At 70.1% G+C, this 20,552-nt stretch carries 23 protein-coding genes; 15 read left to right on the top strand and 8 right to left on the bottom strand.

All coding sequences use genetic code 11. The features are described 5' to 3' along the window. Positions 1 to 8 precede the first annotated feature (8 nt). Complete coding sequence (gene purB, locus KZC52_RS11570) at positions 9 to 1,391, top strand: adenylosuccinate lyase (protein ID WP_247624755.1); 1,383 nt, start codon at positions 9 to 11, stop codon at positions 1,389 to 1,391. A gap of 204 nt (positions 1,392 to 1,595) precedes the next feature. On the opposite strand, the gene KZC52_RS11565 is transcribed toward purB, so the two are convergent. Beyond that, positions 1,596 to 1,949 carry a hypothetical protein gene (locus tag KZC52_RS11565; RefSeq protein ID WP_247624190.1) on the bottom strand — a complete coding sequence of 118 codons (354 nt, stop codon included), beginning with the start codon at positions 1,947 to 1,949 and terminating at the stop codon, positions 1,596 to 1,598. Continuing rightward, positions 1,946 to 2,581, bottom strand: a complete 636-nt coding sequence (locus KZC52_RS11560) for an acyl-CoA synthetase (RefSeq protein ID WP_247624189.1) — start codon at positions 2,579 to 2,581, stop codon at positions 1,946 to 1,948. The genes KZC52_RS11565 and KZC52_RS11560 overlap by 4 nt, the downstream gene beginning before the upstream one ends. Positions 2,582 to 2,955: 374 nt before the next feature. Between KZC52_RS11560 and KZC52_RS11555 the strand changes: the two genes are divergently transcribed. Further along, on the top strand, positions 2,956 to 3,813 hold the full coding sequence (locus KZC52_RS11555; RefSeq protein WP_247624188.1) for a hypothetical protein: 858 nt from the start codon (positions 2,956 to 2,958) through the stop codon (positions 3,811 to 3,813). On the opposite strand, the gene KZC52_RS11550 is transcribed toward KZC52_RS11555, so the two are convergent. Beyond that, entirely contained in the window at positions 3,801 to 4,637 is an 837-nt protein-coding gene (locus KZC52_RS11550; RefSeq protein WP_247624187.1) for a sulfurtransferase, read from the bottom strand. The two genes, KZC52_RS11555 and KZC52_RS11550, sit on opposite strands and share 13 nt — an antisense overlap. Positions 4,638 to 4,724: 87 nt before the next feature. Between KZC52_RS11550 and KZC52_RS11545 the strand changes: the two genes are divergently transcribed. The 4 genes from KZC52_RS11545 (at position 4,725) to KZC52_RS11530 (ending at position 7,272) form a co-directional block, all read left to right on the top strand. Continuing rightward, on the top strand, positions 4,725 to 5,666 hold the full coding sequence (locus KZC52_RS11545; protein WP_247624186.1) for a DMT family transporter: 942 nt from the start codon (positions 4,725 to 4,727) through the stop codon (positions 5,664 to 5,666). Between the two features lie 27 nt (positions 5,667 to 5,693). Next, complete coding sequence (locus KZC52_RS11540; protein WP_247624185.1) at positions 5,694 to 6,353, top strand: GTP cyclohydrolase II; 660 nt, start codon at positions 5,694 to 5,696, stop codon at positions 6,351 to 6,353. 2 nt (positions 6,354 to 6,355) lie between these two features. Then, entirely contained in the window at positions 6,356 to 6,853 is a 498-nt protein-coding gene (locus tag KZC52_RS11535) for a MarR family winged helix-turn-helix transcriptional regulator (protein WP_247624184.1), read from the top strand. A 92-nt stretch (positions 6,854 to 6,945) separates the two neighbouring features. Further along, positions 6,946 to 7,272 carry a helix-turn-helix domain-containing protein gene (locus KZC52_RS11530; protein WP_247624183.1) on the top strand — a complete coding sequence of 109 codons (327 nt, stop codon included), beginning with the start codon at positions 6,946 to 6,948 and terminating at the stop codon, positions 7,270 to 7,272. 99 nt (positions 7,273 to 7,371) lie between these two features. Here the strand turns inward: KZC52_RS11530 and KZC52_RS11525 are convergent, their stop codons facing one another. Both KZC52_RS11525 and KZC52_RS11520 read right to left on the bottom strand, forming a co-directional pair. Beyond that, positions 7,372 to 7,962 carry a ClpP family protease gene (locus tag KZC52_RS11525; RefSeq protein WP_247624182.1) on the bottom strand — a complete coding sequence of 197 codons (591 nt, stop codon included), beginning with the start codon at positions 7,960 to 7,962 and terminating at the stop codon, positions 7,372 to 7,374. Further along, positions 7,959 to 8,573 (bottom strand): ClpP family protease, encoded by a 615-nt coding sequence (locus KZC52_RS11520; RefSeq protein ID WP_247624181.1) that lies wholly within the window; start codon positions 8,571 to 8,573, stop codon positions 7,959 to 7,961. The genes KZC52_RS11525 and KZC52_RS11520 overlap by 4 nt, the downstream gene beginning before the upstream one ends. A 125-nt stretch (positions 8,574 to 8,698) precedes the next feature. Here KZC52_RS11520 and KZC52_RS11515 point away from each other — a divergent pair, with 125 nt between their 5' ends. Further along, entirely contained in the window at positions 8,699 to 9,166 is a 468-nt protein-coding gene (locus KZC52_RS11515; RefSeq protein WP_247624180.1) for an acyl-CoA thioesterase, read from the top strand. On the opposite strand, the gene KZC52_RS11510 is transcribed toward KZC52_RS11515, so the two are convergent. Then, the gene (locus KZC52_RS11510; RefSeq protein WP_247624179.1) at positions 9,100 to 10,347 is read right to left on the bottom strand and encodes a trans-sulfuration enzyme family protein; all 1,248 of its coding nucleotides are present in this window, start codon (positions 10,345 to 10,347) and stop codon (positions 9,100 to 9,102) included. The genes KZC52_RS11515 and KZC52_RS11510 overlap by 67 nt on opposite strands. A gap of 112 nt (positions 10,348 to 10,459) precedes the next feature. Here KZC52_RS11510 and KZC52_RS11505 point away from each other — a divergent pair, with 112 nt between their 5' ends. Together KZC52_RS11505 and KZC52_RS11500 are read left to right on the top strand one after the other, a co-directional pair. After that, the gene (locus tag KZC52_RS11505) at positions 10,460 to 10,936 is read left to right on the top strand and encodes an Lrp/AsnC family transcriptional regulator (RefSeq protein ID WP_247624178.1); all 477 of its coding nucleotides are present in this window, start codon (positions 10,460 to 10,462) and stop codon (positions 10,934 to 10,936) included. Between the two features lie 73 nt (positions 10,937 to 11,009). After that, positions 11,010 to 12,722, top strand: a complete 1,713-nt coding sequence (locus tag KZC52_RS11500; RefSeq protein ID WP_247624177.1) for an AMP-binding protein — start codon at positions 11,010 to 11,012, stop codon at positions 12,720 to 12,722. A gap of 24 nt (positions 12,723 to 12,746) precedes the next feature. Here the strand turns inward: KZC52_RS11500 and KZC52_RS11495 are convergent, their stop codons facing one another. Continuing rightward, positions 12,747 to 13,169: a hypothetical protein gene (locus KZC52_RS11495; RefSeq protein WP_247624176.1), complete on the bottom strand. Its 423-nt coding sequence runs from the start codon at positions 13,167 to 13,169 to the stop codon at positions 12,747 to 12,749. A gap of 191 nt (positions 13,170 to 13,360) precedes the next feature. Beyond that, a complete protein-coding gene (locus KZC52_RS11490) occupies positions 13,361 to 14,857 on the bottom strand; it encodes an MATE family efflux transporter (RefSeq protein ID WP_247624175.1) in 1,497 nt (498 codons plus the stop codon). 212 nt (positions 14,858 to 15,069) lie between these two features. On the opposite strand from KZC52_RS11490, the gene KZC52_RS11485 reads away from it, so the two are divergent. From KZC52_RS11485 to KZC52_RS11460, 6 genes are all read left to right on the top strand, one after another. Beyond that, positions 15,070 to 15,672 (top strand): RNA polymerase sigma factor, encoded by a 603-nt coding sequence (locus KZC52_RS11485; RefSeq protein ID WP_247624174.1) that lies wholly within the window; start codon positions 15,070 to 15,072, stop codon positions 15,670 to 15,672. Positions 15,673 to 15,970: 298 nt separating this feature from the next. Further along, the gene (locus KZC52_RS11480; RefSeq protein WP_247624173.1) at positions 15,971 to 16,729 is read left to right on the top strand and encodes a hypothetical protein; all 759 of its coding nucleotides are present in this window, start codon (positions 15,971 to 15,973) and stop codon (positions 16,727 to 16,729) included. Between the two features lie 96 nt (positions 16,730 to 16,825). Beyond that, positions 16,826 to 17,470: an IMPACT family protein gene (locus KZC52_RS11475; RefSeq protein WP_247624172.1), complete on the top strand. Its 645-nt coding sequence runs from the start codon at positions 16,826 to 16,828 to the stop codon at positions 17,468 to 17,470. Between the two features lie 107 nt (positions 17,471 to 17,577). Next, the gene (locus KZC52_RS11470) at positions 17,578 to 18,495 is read left to right on the top strand and encodes a J domain-containing protein (RefSeq protein WP_247624171.1); all 918 of its coding nucleotides are present in this window, start codon (positions 17,578 to 17,580) and stop codon (positions 18,493 to 18,495) included. Between the two features lie 94 nt (positions 18,496 to 18,589). Further along, on the top strand, positions 18,590 to 19,012 hold the full coding sequence (locus KZC52_RS11465) for a Fur family transcriptional regulator (protein ID WP_247624170.1): 423 nt from the start codon (positions 18,590 to 18,592) through the stop codon (positions 19,010 to 19,012). Positions 19,013 to 19,088: 76 nt separating this feature from the next. Further along, positions 19,089 to 20,540, top strand: a complete 1,452-nt coding sequence (locus tag KZC52_RS11460; protein ID WP_247624169.1) for a catalase — start codon at positions 19,089 to 19,091, stop codon at positions 20,538 to 20,540. The last annotated feature ends 12 nt before the right edge of the window (positions 20,541 to 20,552 follow it).

Genomic DNA, 20,552 nt, shown 5'->3' with positions numbered 1-20,552 from the left:
GGATTCCCCTGACTTTCCAGCCTTCGCTTCCGCCGCAGCCCCTGAGCCCCCTCGACGGTCGCTACCGCGGCGCCGTCACCGGACTCGCCGACTTCCTCTCGGAGGCCGGCCTCAACCGGGCCCGCGTCGAGGTCGAGGTCGAGTGGCTCATCGCCCTCACCGACCGCTCGCTGTTCGAGACGTCCCCCCTGTCGGATGCCGACAAGGACCGCCTCCGCGCCCTCTACCGCGACTTCGGCCAGGCCGAGATCGACTGGCTCGCCGAGAAAGAGGCGGTCACCCGCCACGACGTCAAGGCCATCGAGTACCTCGTGCGCGACCGCCTCTCGACGCTCGGCCTCGACGCCATCGCCGAGCTGACGCACTTCGCCTGCACGAGCGAGGACATCAACTCGGTCTCGTACGCGCTCACCGTCAAGCGCGCGGTCGAGAGCGTCTGGCTCCCCGCCCTCGACTCCGTCATCGCCAAGCTCCGCGAACTCGCGGTCGAGCACGCCGACGCCGCGATGCTCTCGCGCACCCACGGCCAGCCCGCGACCCCGTCGACCATGGGCAAGGAGATCGCCGTGTTCGCGTGGCGTCTCGAGCGCGTGCGCGGCCAGATCGCGGCATCCGACTACCTGGCGAAGTTCTCGGGCGCGACCGGCACGTGGTCGGCGCACCTGTCGGCCGACCCCGACGCCGACTGGCCGACCATCGCCCGCGAGTACGTCGAGGGCCTCGGTCTCGGCTTCAACGTGCTCACCACTCAGATCGAGTCGCACGACTGGCAGGTCGAGCTCTACGACCGCGTGCGTCACGCCGGCGGCATCCTGCACAACCTCGCCACCGACATCTGGACGTACATCTCGCTCGGCTACTTCGCGCAGATCCCCGTCGCCGGTGCGACCGGGTCGTCGACCATGCCGCACAAGATCAACCCGATCCGCTTCGAGAACGCCGAGGCGAACCTCGAGCTCTCGGCCGCGCTGCTCGGGTCGCTCTCGCAGACGCTCGTCACGAGCCGCCTGCAGCGTGACCTGACCGACTCCACCACGCAGCGCAACATCGGCGTCGCGTTCGGGCACTCGCTGCTCGCGCTCGACAACCTGCGCCGCGGGCTCAATGAGATCTCGCTGTCGCGCGACGTGCTGCTCGCCGACCTCGACGTGAACTGGGAGGTGCTCGCCGAGGCGATCCAGACGGTCATCCGCGCCGAGGTCGTCGCCGGTCGCTCGAGCATCACCGACCCGTACGCCCTGCTCAAGGAGCTCACCCGCGGACACCGCGTCGGTGGCGCCGAGCTCGCCGAGTTCGTGCAGGGCCTCGAGATCGGCGACGCGGCCAAGCAGCGCCTGCTCGCGCTGACCCCCGCCACGTACACGGGAATCGCCGAGCGCCTCGCGCGCTGACGCCTCTCCGCCACGCAGAAACGCACCCCATGCCCATCGGGCGGGGTGCGTTTCTGCGTTCGGCTCGGGCACGCGCGTGCACTAATTCAGGAAGATCGGTCGACTGCGATCGGCGGGTCCGCGGGATTCCGCGGGTCACCCCACTCGGCGGCCACGGTTTTCCTGATTTATGACACGCGCCAGGCGGGCACGCCGCCGGCAGGACTATTCCGTGCGGTCGGTGCGGGCGTCGCCCGCGGCAGTGCCGTCGTCGGACTCGGGGTCGTAGAGCACAGGACGGTCGACCGTCTTCGTGACGTCGGCCGGGTCGACGGCCAGGATCAGCATCGCCAGCATGAGCAGCGTCACGATGAACGCACCGCCGCCGACGACCAGTCCCAGCATCACCGGGGTGAGGCCTTCGTAGCTGCCGTTCGCGATCGCGGTGTTCACGCGGGCCGTGAAGGCACCGGTCGAGACGAGCGTCACGATCATCGCGAACACACCGCACGCGAGGGCGATGCCCAGCAGGTGCAGCGGCCGCAGGATGTCGCGGCGGGTGGGCTTCTCTTCGCTCATCGGGCGTCTCCGCTCTCGGCGGGAACGGATGCCGGGGCGACGGCATCCGCCTTCTGGGGCGTGAGTCCGGCGATGCCGAGGAAGACGGCGACGAGCGCGGCGTAGCCGCCGAGCATCCCGACCCCGAGGATGATGCCGGTCAGCTCGAAGGTGCCCGCTTCCTTGATCGTGTAGTCGTGGGTGAAGCCGGCGGGTATCACCCAGAGCAGCACGGCGAGCAGGATGCCGAACGACCCGATGATGATGGAGTCACGAGCCGTCGGGTCCGTGCCGATACGGCGAGCGCGGATGCCGGCGAGCAGTTCGGTCAGACCCGTCGCGAGCGCCCAGGCGCCGACGACGATGAAGAAGACGTCATTCGTGCGCCACACGGGGATGCCGGTCGCCATGCCGGCCGCAACGCTGAGCAGGCCGATCACGACGGCGGGCCACCGCGATCCCGCGGGGAACACCAACCACACCGACAGCAGCATCACGAGGGCCGTCGCGATCGCGAAGCCGCTGAAGACCGAGAGACCCACCGCCGCGGAGTGATCGGACGAGAACGTGATCATGAGGGCGGCGACGGCGGCGAACAGCGCGCGCAGCAGTTGCACGTTGCGCACGGTGAAGGTGCGGGAAGGGGCAGACATGAAGATCCAGAGTCCTCCGGGGTTGTGCTCCCAGTCTACGCGGGGGCGCCGGGGCGGAAGGACGGGGCTGTTCGCGGGGCCCGATGGATCTCCCCAGATCGATCATCGGGCCCCACGAGTACGCAGCACGGGGGCATCGCTGCGCCCGATCATCCTCCGCAAGGTCGGGCACCCTGCCTGCGTCGAGACGATCACGTCGACCCCACTTCGTCACCCAGGTCCCCAGGGGTGGCCTCGTGCGGTCGTAAGCTCACTCTAAACAGCAGTTCTTCACATACCGGAGGGGGTCTGTGATGGAGAGTGAAGATTTTCTGAAGCCCTCGAACGGGCCCGGCTTCCCCGCCGCGTTCAGGGATGCGATCAACGCTCGCCGCGTGACGCTGTCGTGGGTGCAGGAGCGTCTGCGCGCCCGCGGCAACCAGGTGTCGATGGCGACGTTGAGCTACTGGCGCTCGGGGGCGCGGCATCCGGAGGGCGCACAGTCGCTGGCCGCGGTCGCCGATATCGAGGAGCTCCTGCACCTCGACCGCGGTGCGCTGACCGGGCTGCTGCGGTCGTCGCGAACGGGGCCGCTCGGACCGAACCTCTTCCCGATCGACGAGCACGCCATCGAAGAAGCCGTGAAGGAGGCCTTCGCGGCGCTCGGTGCGGAGTACCCCGACACCTCGCGCGAGCTGACGACGCACTCGGTGACGGACGTCGGGATCGAGGGGCACGTCGTGCAGAGCCGCACGCGCAGCATCGTGCAGTCGACGATCGGCACCATCACGGCGATCCCGTTCCTCGAGCTCACCCCCGGCATCCCCACTCCCGCGCCGGAGTTCGCCGCCGACTTCGGGGGTCGCATCGCGAATCGCTACTCGCACCCCAACGGCGAGGTGCACGGCGTGCTGTTCGAGCTCGACGCACCGCTCACGGCGCCGAACACGGCGATGGTCGAGTGGTCGGTGTCGTATCCGCCGGGGTACCCGCCGCAGCTCGAGACCGGGCACGCCGTCGCCCGCCAGTGCCGCGAACTGCTGGTGTGGACGAGGTTCCATCCCGAGGCGCTGCCGGACTGGTTCGAGGAGCAGGTCGACACTCCGCAGAGTCAGACGGCGACGCCGGTGACGCTGGAGTCGGGCACATCGATCCACCAGGTGCGCCGCGCGTTCGGGCCGGGCGCGCTGCTGCTGCGCTGGGGCTTCGGCGAGCGCGAACCCGAATCGGATCCGTCGGGTCAGCCGGGCTGATCGCCCGTCGCGACCGGACGCCCCGGCGTGTTCGACCACTGGCTCCACGAACCGGGGAAGACCTTCGCCTCGATGCCGACCTCGTCGAGCACGAGCGCCGTGTGCGCGGCGGTGACGCCCGAGCCGCAGTACGCCGCGACGCGGGTGCCCTCGGCGATGCCGACGGTGGCCAGGTTCGCGCGCACGGTCGCGGCGTCGAGGATGCGTCCGTCGGCGTCGAGGTGCAGCATCGTGGGCAGGTTGACGGCGCCGGGGATGTGCCCGGCGATCGGGTCGAGGGGCTCGGTCTCACCGCGGTAGCGCTCGGGAGCGCGCACGTCGAGCAGCACCCCGGATGCCGGGAACGCCGCCGCCTCGTCGATCGACAGGGCGTCGTCGCCGATCTCGCGGAGCAATGCGGTGCCCTCCTCGGGCGACTCATCGGCCGTGTCGACATCGTGACCGGCGGCGATCCATCCGCGGATGCCGCCCTCGAGCACGTGCACGTCGACGCCCGCCTGGCGCAGCAGCCACCACGCCCGCGCAGCGGCGAGGCCCTTCGCATCGTCGTAGGCGACGACCAGATCGCCGTCGTGCACACCCCATCGGCGCACCGCCCGCTGCAGGGTCTCGGTCGACGGCAGCGGGTGGCGGCCCTCGGAGGCCTCGCCGTGCGTCGCGAGCTCGGAGTCGAGCGGCACGTAGACGGCACCGGGGATGTGGCCCTCGAGATACTCCGCGTGGCCGTCCGGACGGTCGAGCCGCCAGCGCACGTCGATCACGCGCACGGGGGCACCCTGCTCTCGCAGGTCGCTCAGTTCGTCGGGGCTCACGAAGTTGCTCATGCAGCGAGGCTACCGACGCGTTCGATGCATCCGCTCGGAGCCGACATTCTTCGTGATCTTCCGGCATCCCGCACGGCGCTATCCTCGATGAGGCAGCCGTCGAGAAAGGGCCCCGCGCTGCCCACTCGTCTGCGCTGGATGCGCTTCCGCCCGCAGGAGGCCGCCCTCATCGCGATCACCGCGGTCTGGGGCAGCACCTTCCTGCTCGTGCACTGGGCGATGCAGCACTCGGGTCCCTGGTTCTTCGTGGGGCTGCGCTTCCTCGTGGCGGGACTCATCAGCGTCGTCATCTTCCACCGCGTGCTGCGCGGCATCCGCTGGCGGGACATCGGCGCCGGCGTCGCGATCGGCGTCATGATCCATCTCGGCTACGGCTTGCAGACCGTCGGACTGCAGACGATCGACTCCAGCACCTCCGCCTTCATCACCGCGATGTACGTGCCGCTGGTGCCGCTCGCGCAGTGGGCCGTGTTCCGCAAACGCCCGCCCGCGATGGCGTTCGTCGGGGCGGCGCTCGCGTTCGTCGGGCTCGTGCTGATCGCCGGACCCGACGCGTTCTCCCTCACCCTCGGCGCCGGCGAGATCGCCACGATGATCAGCACTCTGCCGATCGCGGCCGAGATCATCCTCATCAGCGTGTTCGCCGGGCGCATCGACCTCGGACGCATCACGATCGTGCAGCTGCTCACGGCGGGCGTGCTCGGACTGCTGACGATGCCGCTGGTCGGCGAGGGGTTCCCTGCGTTCTCGTGGGTGTGGGTCGTGTGCGCGATCGGGCTGGGCGCGGCGAGCTGCCTCATCCAGCTCACGATGAACTGGGCGCAGAAGTCGGTCTCCCCCACGCGCGCGACGATCATCTACGCGGGCGAGCCGGTCTGGGCGGGCGTGATCGGGCGCATCGCCGGCGAGCGCCTGCCCGCCCTCGCCCTGGTCGGTGGCGGACTCGTGGTGCTCGGCACCCTCGCGAGCGAGCTGAAGTTCGTGTGGCGGCGGGACCGGGCACCGTCACCCGAGGAGCCCCGGGAATAGACCCGGCCGTGCCGCGTTCTACCCCACATGATTGAAAGTTCAACGGTGGTTCCCCTCGCCTCCGAGCGGACCCGCGTGCGCGTACCGATGGCCTTCGCCGACGGGTACTCCACCACCGCCGACGTCGTCACCTTCGACGGCCTCGTCGACGGACGCGAGCACCTGCTCCTCGGCCTCGGCGACTGGCGCGCGGCGCTCGACCGTGCAGCCGACGGCGGACCCGCCCCCCTCGTGCGCCCGCACAGCGAGTGCCTCACCGGAGACGTCTTCGGTTCGCAGCGCTGCGACTGCGGCCCCCAGCTGCGCGAGGCCGTCGAACGCATCGCCGACGAGGGCGGCTTCCTTCTGTACCTCCGCCAGGAGGGTCGCGGCATCGGCCTCTACGCCAAGCTCGACGCCTACGCGCTGCAGGACTCCGGCCTCGACACCTACGAGGCGAACGTCGCCCTCGGTCGCGGTGAGGACGAGCGCGACTACACCGTCGCCGCTCAGATGCTCGCGGCGGTCGGCGTCGACGGCATCCGCCTGCTCAGCAACAACCCCGACAAGGCGCGCCAGCTCGAGGCCCTCGGCATCCGAGTGACCGAGCACGTGCCCACCGGAGTGCACCTCTCGGAGGCGAACACCCGCTACCTCGAGGCCAAGCGCGACCACACCGCGCACACCATCGACCTCTCGGCGGCGTGAGCATGGACGCGCGGATCGACGGACAGACGGATGCCGTGCGGCACCCGCGCCGGCTCGATGACGCCGAGATGCAGACGTGGCTGCCGGTCATCCGCTTCGTGCAGCTGCTGCCACAGGTGCTCGATCGCGCGCTGAAGGACGAGGTCGGGCTCAACCACGCGCGGTACGCGATCCTCATCATGCTCGCCGGGCAGATCGACGGCGGGGCGACCACCATGACCGAGCTCGCCCGCATCGCGGGGCTCAGCCGGTCGCGACTGAGCCACGCGATCGACTCGCTCGAGGAACGCGGATGGGTGGAACGCACCTCGTGCGGCGCCGACAAGCGCACGCTCTCCGCAGCCCTCACCCCGGCCGGGCGCGACCTGTTGCGCGAGGCGGCGCCCGTGCACGTCGAGCAGATCCGCGAACTCGTGCTCGACCCGCTCAGCGACGAGGAACGCCGCCAGCTCGCGGGCATCCTCACGAAGCTGCTGCCCGGGGTGACGGCGGCGCTGTAGGCGGCCTCGTCGCTACGCCGAGCCACCCCCAGCGTGTTCTGCTCTGAGCAGAAACGATGGATGCCCGGGAACCGTGCGTCGTACCGTGAGGCATGGCCGACATCGTCCCCTTCCCGCGCACGCCCCGCCCGAGCGACCCCGAGCCGCTGTGGCGCCACCTCCTCGGCGAGCAGTTGCGCCGACGCCGCCACGACCGCGGTGAGACGCTCACCGAGACCGCCGACACCGCGGGCGTCTCGCCCCAGTACCTCTCGGAGGTCGAGCGCGGGCGCAAGGAGCCGTCGAGCGAGATGATCGCGGCGATCGCCGGCGCACTCGACACCAGCCTCATCGAGCTCACCAGCGCGGTGGCCGATGAGCTGCGCACGGCGTCGGTGCCGGCATCCGCTCGTGCATCGGTCTTCGCCCTCGCGGCCTGACTTTCCCGGGGCTGGGGCGCTTCGACAAGCTCAGCGACCCAGGGCGGTGGCCCAACAAGCCTGGGTCCCTGAGCCTGTCGAAGGGCCCGCCCTGCGCCCCTACCCCCGCTCCCCCAGCACCGTGTCGATCAGTCCGTAGGCCTGGGCGGCGGATGCCGTGAACACGCGGTCGCGGTCGGTGTCGGCACGCAGCTCCCGGGCCGTGCGGCCGCTGTGCCGGGCGAGGATCTCCTCCATGTCGGAGCGCACCCGCACGACCTCGTCGGCCGCGAGGATCAGGTCGGGGATCGCCCCGCGCGACTGCCCCGCCGGCTGGTGCAGCACCAGTCGGGCGTGCGCGAGTGCGGCCCGCTCCCCCGCTGCTCCGGCGGCGACGAGCAGGGCGGCGGGTCCGATCGCCTGTCCCACGCACGTCGTCGCGATGCTCGGGCGGATGTGCTGCATGGTGTCGTAGATCGCGAGCGCCGCCCCCGGATCGCCGCCCTCGCTGTTGATGTAGAACTGGATCGCGCTCTCGGGGCTGTCGGCGTCGAGGTGCAGCAGCTGGGCGATCAGCGCGTTCGCAACGCCCGCGTCGATGCCGGTGCCGAGGTAGATGACGCGCTCTGCTAGCAGGTGCGAGTACACGTCCATGACGCGCTCGCCCCGCGGATGCTGCGCGATCACGTTCGGGATCGTGTAGCCGCTCATGCGCCCGCCCCCAGCCCGACCCGCGCACGTCGCCGGGGCATCACCTCGGAGAGAGACGACACGATCTCGTCGATGAAGCCGTAGTCGCGCGCCTGCTCGGCCGTGTACCAGCGGTCGTGCAGCGAGTCCTCGAAGATGCGCTCGCGGGTCTGCCCGGTGTCATCGGAGATGAGTCCGAGCACCGTGTCGCGCATGTGGCGGAGGTCGTCGGCCTGCGTCTCGATCTCGCCCGCCGATCCGCCGATCCCCGCCGAGCCCTGATGCATGAGGATGCGCGCGTGGGGCAGCGCCCGACGCTTGCCCGCGGCGCCCGCCGAGAGCAGGAACTGCCCGGCGCTGCACGCCAGCCCGAGCGCGAGGGTCGAGACGTCGTTGGGGATGAGCCGCATGATGTCGCGGATCGCGAGCATCGACGGCACGGAGCCGCCGGGCGAGTGGATCCAGAGGGCGATGTCGGTCGCAGCATCCTCGGCCGAGAGGGTGAGCAGCTGCGTCATCAGCAGCGTGCCGTTGTCGTCGTCGAGGGCGCCGTCGAGCACCAGGACGCGTTCGTGGAACAGGGCGCGTCGGGCCTCGGGCCCGAACTGCGGGAGGGGGTTCTCTTCGCTCATGCCCCCAGCATCCGCCGGTCGCCCCTCGCGCACGCCGGAATCTGCCCTCGGCCGATCCGCCCTGGGCAGAGGGCCCCTTCACGGCGCGTAACACCGCCGACTCACGCGGTTCCTAGGCTGGAGGCATGGCCAAGCATGAAGAGAACTCGTGGTCCGAGGACGGCATCAACTTCCGCACCCGCAAGTGGGTGCGCCCGGAAGACCTCAATGCCAACGGGTCTCTGTTCGGCGGGAGCCTGCTGAAGTGGATCGATGAGGAGGCCGCGATCTACGCGATCGTGCAGCTCGGCAACTACCGCGCGGTGACGAAGCTGATCTCGGAGATCAACTTCGAGGCCTCCGCCGTGCAGGGCGACCTGATCGAGATCGGTCTGACGGCCACGCACTTCGGCCGCACCTCGCTGACGATGCGGGCCGTCGCGCGCAACATGATCACGCGCAAGCGCATCCTCACGATCGAGAAGATCGTGTTCGTGAGCCTCGACGAGGACGGCAACCCGACCCCGCACGGCTACCGCGACATCACCTACAACCGCGACCGGATGCCCACCGAGCGGCTCTCGACCGGAACGGTCATCCTGCCGAAGCTCTGAGCGGCGGGCGCGAGCCCGGCGAACGCGGTCGCGAGGTCGGCGATCAGGTCGTCGGCATCCTCGAGTCCGATCGACAGGCGCAGCACGTCGGCGGCGGGGCGCGCCTCGGCCGGCACCGGTCGGTGCGTGAGCGCGGCAGGGTGCTGGATGAGCGAGTCGACACCGCCGAGCGAGACCGCGTGGGTGAAGAGCGTGGTGGCCGAGGCGACGGCGGATGCCGTGGCATACCCGCCCTGCATCCGCATCGCGATCATCGCCCCGGTGCCGCGCATCTGACGGTCGAGGATGCCGTGCGGGTCGCCGTCGAGCCCGGGGTAGAAGACCTCGGTGATCTCGGGCCGGTCGAGCAGCCACGACACGATGCGGCGGGCGTTCTCCTGCTGGCGCTGCATGCGCACGGGCAGGGTCGCGAGCCCGCGGTGCAGCAGGTACGCGCCGAGCGGGTGGAGCAGGCCACCCGTCACGGCGCGTACGCGTCGTAGCGCTTCGGCGGTCTCCTCGCCGCAGGCCACGACTCCGGCGATCACATCGCCGTGCCCTCCCAGGTACTTGGTCGCGCTGTGCAGCGACATCGCCGCACCGAGATCGATCGGGTTCTGCAGGATCGGTGTCGCGAACGTGTTGTCGACGACCACCGGCACCTCGCCCGCGAGACGGACGACCTCGGCGATGTCGGCGATGTCGAGCGTGGGATTGGCGGGCGTCTCGAGCACCACCAGCCCGGTGTCGGGACGGATGCTGCCCGCCACCTCGTGCGGATGGCAGTAGGTGACCTCGGCGCCGAGCAGCCCCGAGCCGAGCAGATGGTCGGTGCCGCCGTAGAGCGGGCGCACCGCGACGACGTGGCGCTTGCCGACCGCATTGGTGTGCGCGAGGATCACGGCGGTCATCGCCGCCATGCCCGACCCGAAGGCGACGGATGCCTCGGCGTGCTCCATCTCGGCGAGCGCCTCTTCGAAGCGGGCGACGGTCGGGTTCCACAGGCGCGCGTAGACGAGGCTGCCGTCGGCGGGCGGGCGCCCACCGGTCGCCATCGCCTCGTAGGAGTCGCCGCCGCGCTCGACGTCGGGCAGTGGGTTCGTGGTCGACAGGTCGATCGGCAGCGCGTGCACTCCGAGATCCGCGAGGTCGGAGCGGCCGCTGTGGACGGCGACGGTGTCGGGATGCAGCGGGGCGGTCATCCCTCCATGTTGCGCGAATCGCGGCGTGGGCGGTGAGAATCGACAGCATCCGCCGCCGATCATGGCGATCTCGCTATTCTGAGCAACAACGGATGCCGAGGAGGACCCGACGTTGCCCAAACCCCCAGGATCTCCGCTCGACGAGACCGACCTCGCGTTGCTCGCCGTGCTCACCCGCGAGGCCGACATCACGAACAAGGCGCTCGCCCACCGCCTGAACCTCGCCGAGTCGACCTGCGCGCACCGCGTGCGGGCGCTGCGCGAGCGCGGGATCATCCGCGACACCCGGATCCGCCTCGACGAGGCATCCGTCGGCTATCCGTTGCAGGCGATCATCAAGGTGCGCCTCGCCAACCACACCGGCCCCAGCGTCACCGCGCTGTTCGACGCGCTCGCGAGCGTGCCGCGCGTGCTCCAGGTCTTCCACGTCGCCGGGGTCGACGACTTCCTCGTGCACGTCGCCGTCGAGGACGCGACGGCGCTGCGCGACATCGTGCTCGAGCACATCACCGTGCATCCGGTCGTGCGCGGCACCGAGACGCAGTTGGTGTTCGAGCTGCGCGACGGCGCCGGGCTGCTCGCGCGCTAGCGGCGGCATCGGCTCGTTCCGGAATCAGCCATTCGCGCGACGGGAGCGACGGACCTGCGCGAGGATGGAACGCATGACCCGCAGTGCCACCGCCGCCACGCAGACCATCCGCGAGATGCGCGACTTCCTGTTCGCGAACGCGACCGACTACGACGCCGCCCGCGCGGGGTTCGCGTGGCCGCAGGTCGACGAGTTCAACTTCGCGCTCGAGTGGTTCGACGTCGTCGCCGGCGAGGCACCCGACCGCCCCGCGGTGCAGATCGTCGAGGCCGACCTCTCGCTGCGGTCGTGGACCTACGGCGAACTCTCCCGCCGGTCCGACCAGGTCGCCGCATGGCTGACCGGTCTCGGCATCCGTCGGGGCGACCACCTGATCGTGATGCTCGGCAACACGATCGAGCTGTGGGAGGTGATGCTCGCGATCACCAAGATCGGCGCGGTGTCGATCCCGACCTCGACGCTGCTGTCGGCATCCGACCTCGCCTACCGGATCGATCACGGCCGCGCCCGCGCGGTCGTCACGCTCGGCACCCTCGGCGACCGTCTCGCAGACATCGACGACGGCATCCTGCGCATCGGCATCGGCGACGGCATCCCGGCGGGCTGGGAGCCATTCGCCGACTCGGCGGATGCCCCGACGGTCTTCGAGCCCGACGGCCCGACGCCCGCCACCGACACCTCGCTGCTGTACTTCACCTCGGGTACCACCAACCGTCCGAAGCTCGTGCAGCACACCCACGTCTCGTACCCGATCGGGCACCTGTCGACCATGTGGTGGCTGGGCGTGCGCCCCGACGACGTGCACCTCAACATCTCGTCGCCCGGCTGGGCGAAGCACGCGTGGTCGAGCTTCTACTCGCCGTTCCTCGCCGAGGCGACCGTGTTCGTCTACAACTACGCGCGCTTCGATGCGAACACCCTCATGCAGGTCATGGACACCCACCACGTGAGCACGTTCTGCGCGCCGCCGACGGTGTGGCGGATGCTCATCCAGGCCGACCTCGCCCGCCTCACCCACCCGCCACGCGAGCTCGTCGGCGCCGGAGAACCGCTCAACCCCGAGGTCATCGACCGCGTGCGCGACGCGTGGGGTGGAACCATCCGCGACGGCTTCGGGCAGACCGAGATGACGTGCTGCGTGGGCAACTCTCCCGGGCAGCCCGTGAAGGTCGGCTCGATGGGGCGGCCGCTGCCCGGGTACCCGGTGGTGCTGCTCGACCCGGTGACCGGCGAGGTCGTCGACGGGGCGAGCGAGGGCGAGATCGCGCTCGACCTGTCGCAGCCGCCGCTGGGGCTCATGGCCGGGTACTACGACGACCCCGAGAAGACCGCGGAGTCCCGCGTCGGCGGCTACCACCACACCGGCGACATCGCGGTGCGCGACGACGAGGGGTATCTCACCTACATCGGGCGCGCCGACGACGTGTTCAAGGCATCCGACTACAAGATCTCCCCGTTCGAACTCGAGTCGGTGCTGCTCGAGCACGACCTCGTGATCGAGGCGGCGGTCGTGCCCAGCCCCGACCCGACGCGCCTGTCGGTGCCGAAGGCGTACGTCTGCCTGACGGCGGATGCCGCGGCCGACGGCGAAGCCGCGCGCTCGATCTTCGCCTACGCGAACGAGCGGCTGTCGTCGCACCTCTGGGTGCGGGTCATCGAGTTCGTGGACGAGCTGCCCAAGACGATCTCGGGCAAGATCCGCCGCGTCGAACTGCGGGCCCGCGAGGCCGCCCGCGTCGAGGCCGGAGATGCGGCCGGGCAGCACTGGGAGCGCGACTACCGCTGAGAGCGTTCTCGGCCCAGCCGGTACTCAGCGCACGACGGCGATCGCGCCGGTCGCGGTGCTCGGCGCGCGCGCCGGGACCCGGATCGTGGTCGTGGCCGGGGCGGGCTGCGCCGCCTCGACCACCGCTGCCGCTCGTGCCGCACTGCGCGTCATGCGCCCGTTGTCGGCGGCGCTGATGATCGCGCGCACGATGCCGCCGAGCACGAGCATCGCGCCCAGGGCCGCGCCCGAGATGATGAGGGGCAGCCACTGGTGGGCGAACGATGCCGTGGAGCTCAGGAGCGCCGCGGGAATCCACACCCCGACCGCTCCGCCGCTGAGCCCACCGGCACCGCGAGCGATCGCGGCCCCCGCCACGATCGCGCAGACGACGGCGATCGCCGCGCCGATCCATCCGATCGGAACCAGAAATCCGGCCAGGTCCCTGGCAATGGCAGCTGTCGTCATGATGACCCCCCGGTCTGCGGAATCTCCGCACTCTCCACAGTAGAAAAGCGTACGCGGATCCCCATCCGTCTCACGCATGATCTTTGTCATCCTTTCGGAGGACAGCGATCGGAACCCTTCTTCTACTAGACGACCGAAGTGCTCATTTCTGACGCGGTTTCGGCGTTCGATTCGCGTGGGGTCCGGATGCCTCAGCGGCGCGCCCTGCGGCGCGACGGGCGCAGGGTCAGCCGACGCAGGCCGCGCTTGCGCACGACGGGGATCGGCTGGGTGACGACCGCGTCGACCACCATCGATCCGTCGGTCGGGCCGACGATCGCCATCGCCGAGGTCTCGGTCGCCTCGGCGGGCGCGACGGGCAGTTTCGCGAGCGCGCGATGCGCCTTCACGTACGCGGGCACCAGCAGCACGATCGCGCCGACCCAGGCGAGCGGGTTGCTCAACGCGACGCCCGCGAACCCGATGACCGCGCCGAGTGCGACCGCCGCGACGACGCGCATGACCAGCTCGATCACGCCGGTGACCGTCGGAACGAGCGTGTGGCCGAGCCCCTGCAGGGCACCGCGCAGCACGAACAGAATGCCGAGCGCCCAGTAGCCCGCACCGTTGATGATGAGCATGAGGTGCGCGAGATCGACGACATCGTCCGACCCCTCGCCGACGAACAGGCGCACCATCGGCGCACCGAAGGCGACGAGCAGTCCGCCGAGCACGAGGCCCGCGGCGATCGCCATCCACGTCGCCTCCTTGACCCCGCGGCGGATGCGGTCGGGGCGGCGTCCGCCGTGGTTCTGCGCCGCGTACATCGAGGTCGCCAGTCCCAGCGACGAGAGCAGGGCGACGGCGAGACCGTCGACGCGCGAGGCGGTGGTGTAGGCGGCGACGGCATCCGATCCCAGCGTGTTCAACGCGACCTGCACGGTCAGCGTGCCGATCGCGATGATCGAGGCCTGGAAGCCCATCGGCAGGCCGAGGCGCAGGTGCTCGGCGATGTCGGCGCGGGTGACGCGCCAGTCGCTGCGACGCAGGTGCAGCATCGGCAGGCGACGGCGCACGAACTCGAGGCACAGGGCGACCGAGATGGCCTGGGCGATGACGGTGGCGAGGGCCGCTCCGCCGACGCCCCACTCGAGCGGGCCGACCATGAGCACGACGAGTCCGACGTTGAGCGCGCACGAGATCGTGAGGAAGACGAGCGGGGTGCGCGAGTCGCCGATCGCGCGGATGATCGCCGACAGGTAGTTGAAGAACATCGTGGCGCTCGCGCCGAGGAAGCTGATCTGCGTGAACGTCGTCGCCTCGGGCATGAGCTCGGTCGGCGTCTGCAGAAGGGCGAGCAGAGGGCCGGCGATCAGCGGCGCGCACGCCGTGAGGATCACGCTCGTCGCGCCGCTGAGCAGCACGCCGGTCGCGACCGAGCGACGGACGGCCGCGTTGTCCCGCGCACCGAACGCCTGGGCGATCGGGATCGCGAATCCGCTCGTCAGTCCCCACGCGAAGCCGAGCAGCAGGAACAGCAGGGGTCCGGTCGCACCGACCGCGGCGAGCGAGGTCACGCCGAGGTGCCGCCCGACGACGATCGCGTCGGCGAACTGGTAGAGCTGCTGCACGACGTTGCCGAGCAGCAGGGGGATCGAGAAGGCGAGGATGACGCGCCACGGACGGCCCGTCGTGAGGGAGGTTGCCATGAGGGAGGACTCGCAGGGCTGGAGTACGGATGCGGGGATGGCGGCACTGCTCCGTGTCGCGGGAAAGAGTCTATCGAATCGATTCGGTGAAGTGCACGCGAATGTTGTCGATAGAGTCCTGATCACCGATCGGTCCGACCGCACCACGGCACTTTCGAGAGAGCAGAAGAAGTTTCCGTGAAAGCGACGCGCGCGAACGGGCAATACCTGTTGTGACCACTGACAGCGAGATCATCGAGCGCTCCGAGCGACATCCGCAGGCGTTCGGGGAGGTGTTCGACCGCCACGCGGCGGCCGTGGAGGCCTTCCTCCGCCGAAGACTCGGGGCGGATGCCGCCGAGGACTGTCTCAGCGAGACCTTCCTCGTCGCGTTCCGCCGACGTCGCACCTTCGACCGCGCGTGGGATTCGGCGCGGCCGTGGCTGCTCGGCATCGCGGTGCGGATCGCCGCGAAGCACCGAGCGACCGAGGCGAAGCACTGGCGTGCCGTCGAAGCATCCGCTGTGCGGGGCGAGCACACGACCGGCGGCGGCATCGACGACAGTGACGGGCGGGTCGACGCCGCTGCGGCGATCCGCCTGCTCGCCCCGCGGATCGCCGCACTGTCGCCCAAGGATCGCGACACGCTCCTGCTGCACGCCTGGGCGGATCTGTCGCACGAGGAGATCGCACAAGCACTGCGCATCCCGGTCGGCACGGTCGGATCGCGATTGCACCGCGTCCGTCGGAAACTCGCGCCGCCCGGCGCACAGACCACGCGAATCAGCTGGATCGGAAAGGAGATCGACGATGGAACTGTCAGAACTCGTGCGTGAGATCGAGGGCGCACACGACCCCGCCGCTCAAGCTCGGATCGAACGATCCCGCTCTACGGTGATGCGGGGCATCGCCCAGCCTCGCCCGCGGCGCTCGCGCCGACGCTGGGTCTGGGGCGGCACGGCCGCCGGTACGGTGACGGCTGGAGCGATTGCCGCGACCGTCATCATCGCGGGCACCGTCTCGCCTCTCGCCGCACCGCCGGCATCCGCTGCCGCCGTGGCCGTGCTCAACGATGCCGCCGGCGCGGCCATGACGTCGCCAGACCCGGTTCTCGCACCCGGACAGTACCTGCGGATGCGCGAGACATACGACCTGATCACTCTGTGGGACGCCGACCTCGACCCCAGTGATCCGGTTTTCGGATTCAGCGCAGCGACCCTCGATCAGTCAGAGGGTGCCGTGTTCCAGCGGAGCATCCGTGACCTCTATGTGCCCAGCGATCGGGCGGACGACTGGATCATCGACGACCGACAGGTGAACGAAGTGCGCGACGTGTTCGGCGACCCCGCGACGCTTCCGGCCTTCGAGGCCATGGTGGCGGAGGTCGGCGATCGGGATGCCGACCCGGGCGGTCTTGTCGCCTTGCCCGGAGGAATCGCCAAGGAGGGCGAATCGTGGGAACCGTTCCGAGACGAATACGCAACGATGCCCCGTGATCCGGAGAAGCTGCTCGAATGGTTTCGCGAGAGGCTCGCCGCCTACGGGGATGACGACTGGATCATCTTTCAGAACATCGGCCACTTCCTGAGCACCGACGTGATGCCTGCCGAGCTGCGGGCGGCCACCCTTCACACGGTGGCGCTCCTGAGTGGCGTCGAGGTCGCCCGGACAGACGGTTCAGTGACGACTCTGAGAATGGAATCCCACCTCGATGAGGGTAGCGAGTTCGGGGATCTTCTCGTCTCCGAGATCGACATCAACACTGAGAGCGGTCACATCGTCGGTGGGCGGGAGGTCTATCCCCACCGACCCACCGATCTGCTGCCCGCGGAACTCCCGTGGGTGTCGTGGACGGTCGACTTCGAGATCGTCGACGAGGCACCTCAGCCCTGACGGTATCCGCTCCCGTCGCACTTTCTGTCGGAATGGCCGGCCCAGACCGACAGAAGTGCAACGGGAGCGGTTCGAGGGGCTGGATAGGGTGGGCGGATGAGCAGGTATCCGGCGACGATCGCGGGTGCCGTCGACCACGAGCTCGCCATCAAGAAGTCGCGGTTCCTCACGCACATCGCGCCGGTCGGGTCGGTCGAGGAGGCCGAGGCGGTGATCGCCGGCATCCGCAAGAGGGCGTGGGATGCCGCGCACAACTGCACCGCGATGGTGACCGGTCTGCTCGGCGATCAGGCCCGCTCGTCGGACGACGGAGAACCGTCGGGCACCGCGGGGATCCCGATGCTCGAGGTGCTGCGCCGCCGCGAGCTGACCGATGTCGTCGCCGTCGTCACCCGCTACTTCGGCGGCGTGAAACTCGGCGCCGGCGGGCTCGTACGGGCCTACTCGACCGCGACCTCGGAGGCGCTCGACCTCGCCCGGCTGGTGCGGCGCGAGGCCCTCACCCAGGTGCGGATCGAGGTCGCGCACGCCGACGCCGGGCGCTTCGACAACCTGCTGCGCGACTGGGCCGGCCACCACGGCGCCACGCTCGGCGAGCCCGCGTACGGCGCGGCGGCCACGCTCGAGGTCTGGGCGCCGGCGCTCGAGATCGCGCACCTGACGGATGCCGTGGCCGCGGCATCCGGCGGGGACGTCGTGCCCGTGGTCGGTGTCGAGCGGGTGGTCGACGTTCCGGAGTGAGGGCGTTTCTCGGGGCGGGCCCTTCGACAGGCTCAGGGACCCACTCCGCACAACTGGGTCGCTGAGCCTGTCGAAGCGTCCCCCACCCACGCGGATATTCTGAGGGGATGTTCGACAGCCCGCTCTCGGCCTCGGCGTACGAGGTCCTCGGGGTGACGCCGGGCACCGACGACGACGAACTGCGCCGCGCGTATCGCGCCCGCCTGCGCGAGGCGCATCCCGACACGGGCGGCGATGCGGCGGTGTTCATCCGGGTGCAGCGGGCGTGGGAACTCATCGGCACCCCCGCGGGCCGCGCGAGCTACGACCGCACGCGCAGCGGCGGAGACGAATGGCGCGCGCCCGAGCCCGTCCGCACCGACACACGCCCGCGGCCGAAGACCTCCGGCGAGGCCGGCGCCTGGCGCCGCGCCCGCTACGTGGCACTGCTCGAGGAGTGGGCGGGCGAGAGCATCCCCGACCCGTACGCCCCGAGCCTCGTGCGCGCCGCACCCCGCGCCCTGCGCCGCCTGCTCGCCGACGCCCTGGCCGAAGAGGGCACCGCCCGCGCGGTGGCGGGGCTGGGCATGGGCTTCACGCTCTGGCACGGGATCGCGACCGGGCCCGCGAGCGCCGGCGACGACGCGGATGCCGTGCACCGCCTCGACCATGTGATCCTCGGACCGTCGGGCCTGTACGGGGTGATGTCGGCCGACTTCGGCGGCGTCGTGGGGTTCCGCCGCGGCGAGATCACGGGCCCCAGCCTCGGGCACCGCGCCCCCGTGACCGACCTGCTCGCGCAGATCCGCTCCGTCGCCCGGGCGGCCCGCGTGACCTTCAGCGGCGCGATCGTGGTGCTGCCAGACGACGACCTGTCGATGCCCTCGACGCCTCTCGGGAGCATCCGTGGTCTGCCCGTCTTCGTCGTGCGCCGCAGCATCCTGCCCACTCTCCTGCGCCAGGGCCTGCCGGGCACACGGGTGATCGGCGGCAACGAGCTGTTCGACATCCGCACGCGCCTTCGGCACAGCATCCGCCACCTCTGACGCACGCCGCACCTCTGACGCACGCGATCGGGCGACACGCGGGCCGACACGCCGTACTTTTGAATCACTCAAAAGAGCGGGTAGGGTCGGAGACATGGAGACCACACTCGATCAGGCGCTTCGCGGCGCCGGACTGAGGGCGACCGCGGGCCGCGTCGCCGTTCTCGAGGCGCTGGACTCCATGGCCCATACGGATGCCGAACGCCTCTACCGGGCGATCTCGGAGGTGCTGCCGACCACGTCGATCCAGTCGGTGCACAACATCCTCGCGGACCTGACGACGGCGGGCCTCGTCCGCCGGATCGAACCGGCAGGCTCCGCAGCGCTCTACGAACGGCGCATCGGCGACAACCATCACCACATCGTCTGCACCTCCTGCGGGGCGGTCGGCGATGTGGACTGCGTCGTCGGCGAAGCGCCGTGCCTCACCCCGTCGTCTTCGGGGGGATTCACCGTCCAGACAGCAGAAGTGACCTTCTGGGGCCTGTGCCCCAGCTGCCAGAACGCCGCGCAGTAGTCCGACGCATCCGCCACCGACCCGCCACCCGCGGAGAAGGGCTGTTCGCCGTACCCGCGCGCAGAAGGAGAACACCATGACGAAACCCGCCACCACCACCCAGACCGGCACCCCGGTCGCGAGCGACGCGCACTCGCTCACCGTCGGAGCCGACGGCCCCACCGTCCTGCACGACCGCTACCTCGTCGAGAAGCTCGCCTCCTTCAACCGCGAGCGGGTGCCGGAGCGCAACCCGCACGCCAAGGGCGGCGGCGCGTTCGGCGAGTTCGTCGTCACCGAAGACGTCTCGGCCTACACCCGCGCGGCCGTCTTCCAGCCGGGCGCCACCAGCGAGACGCTGCTGCGCTTCTCCTCGGTCGCCGGCGAGCAGGGCTCCCCCGACACCTGGCGCGACGTGCGCGGCTTCTCGCTGCGCTTCTACACGACCGACGGCAACCTCGACATCGTCGGCAACAACACCCCCACCTTCTTCATCCGCGACGCGATGAAGTTCCCCGACTTCATCCACTCGCAGAAGCGCCTCGGCGATTCGGGTCTGCGCGATGCCGACATGCAGTGGGACTTCTGGACCCTCTCGCCCGAGACCTCGCACCAGGTCACCTACCTCATGGGCGATCGTGGCCTGCCGCGCAGCTGGCGCCACATGAACGGCTACGGATCGCACACCTACCAGTGGGTCAACGCCGCGGGCGAGCGCTTCTGGGTGCAGTACCACTTCCTGTCGAAGCAGGGCGTCGAGGCGATGGGCGCCGACGAGGCCGAGCGCCTGGCCGGATCGGATGCCGACTTCTACCGTCGCGACCTGTTCGACTCGATCGCCGCGGGCGACTTCCCGGAGTGGGATGTCTACGTGCAGATCATGCCGTATGACGAGGCCAAGGCGTACCGCTTCAACCCGTTCGACCTCACGAAGACCTGGTCGAAGAAGGACTACCCGCGCATCAAGGTGGGCACGTTCACGCTGAACCGCAACCCGGAGAACTTCTTCGCGCAGATCGAGCAGGCGGCGTTCTCGCCCGGCAACCAGGTGCCCGGTACCGGCATCTCGCCCGACAAGATGCTCATGGCGCGCGTCTTCGCCTACCCCGACGCGCAGCGTCACCGCGTCGGCACGAACTACAACCAGCTGCCGGTCAACCAGCCGCACGCTGCAGAGACCCGCAACTACATGCACGAGGGCAACATGCAGTATCGGTTCAACCCCGCCGAGCACCGCGTCTACACCCCGAACTCCTACGGTGCGGCCGGCGGCCCCGAGGCCGACCCGCAGGCGGGTGTCGAGGCGAGCTGGGAGTCCGACGGCGAGCTGATCCGCTCGGCGGCGACCCTGCACAGCGACGACGACGACTTCGGTCAGGCGGGCACGCTGTACCGCGAGGTCTTCGACGACGTGCAGCGCGCACGCTTCCTCGAGACCCTGACCGGTCAGGGCAAGTCGATCACGGTGGACGGCATCCGCGAGCGCTTCTTCCAGTACTGGACGAACGTCGACGCCGCGCTCGGAGAGGCCCTGCGTAGCCGCGTCTGAGGTGAGTCGGGT

The organism is Microbacterium galbinum (genome assembly GCF_023091225.1).
Lineage (GTDB): Bacteria > Actinomycetota > Actinomycetes > Actinomycetales > Microbacteriaceae > Microbacterium > Microbacterium galbinum.
This window is presented reverse-complemented; position numbering and strand designations above follow the sequence as displayed.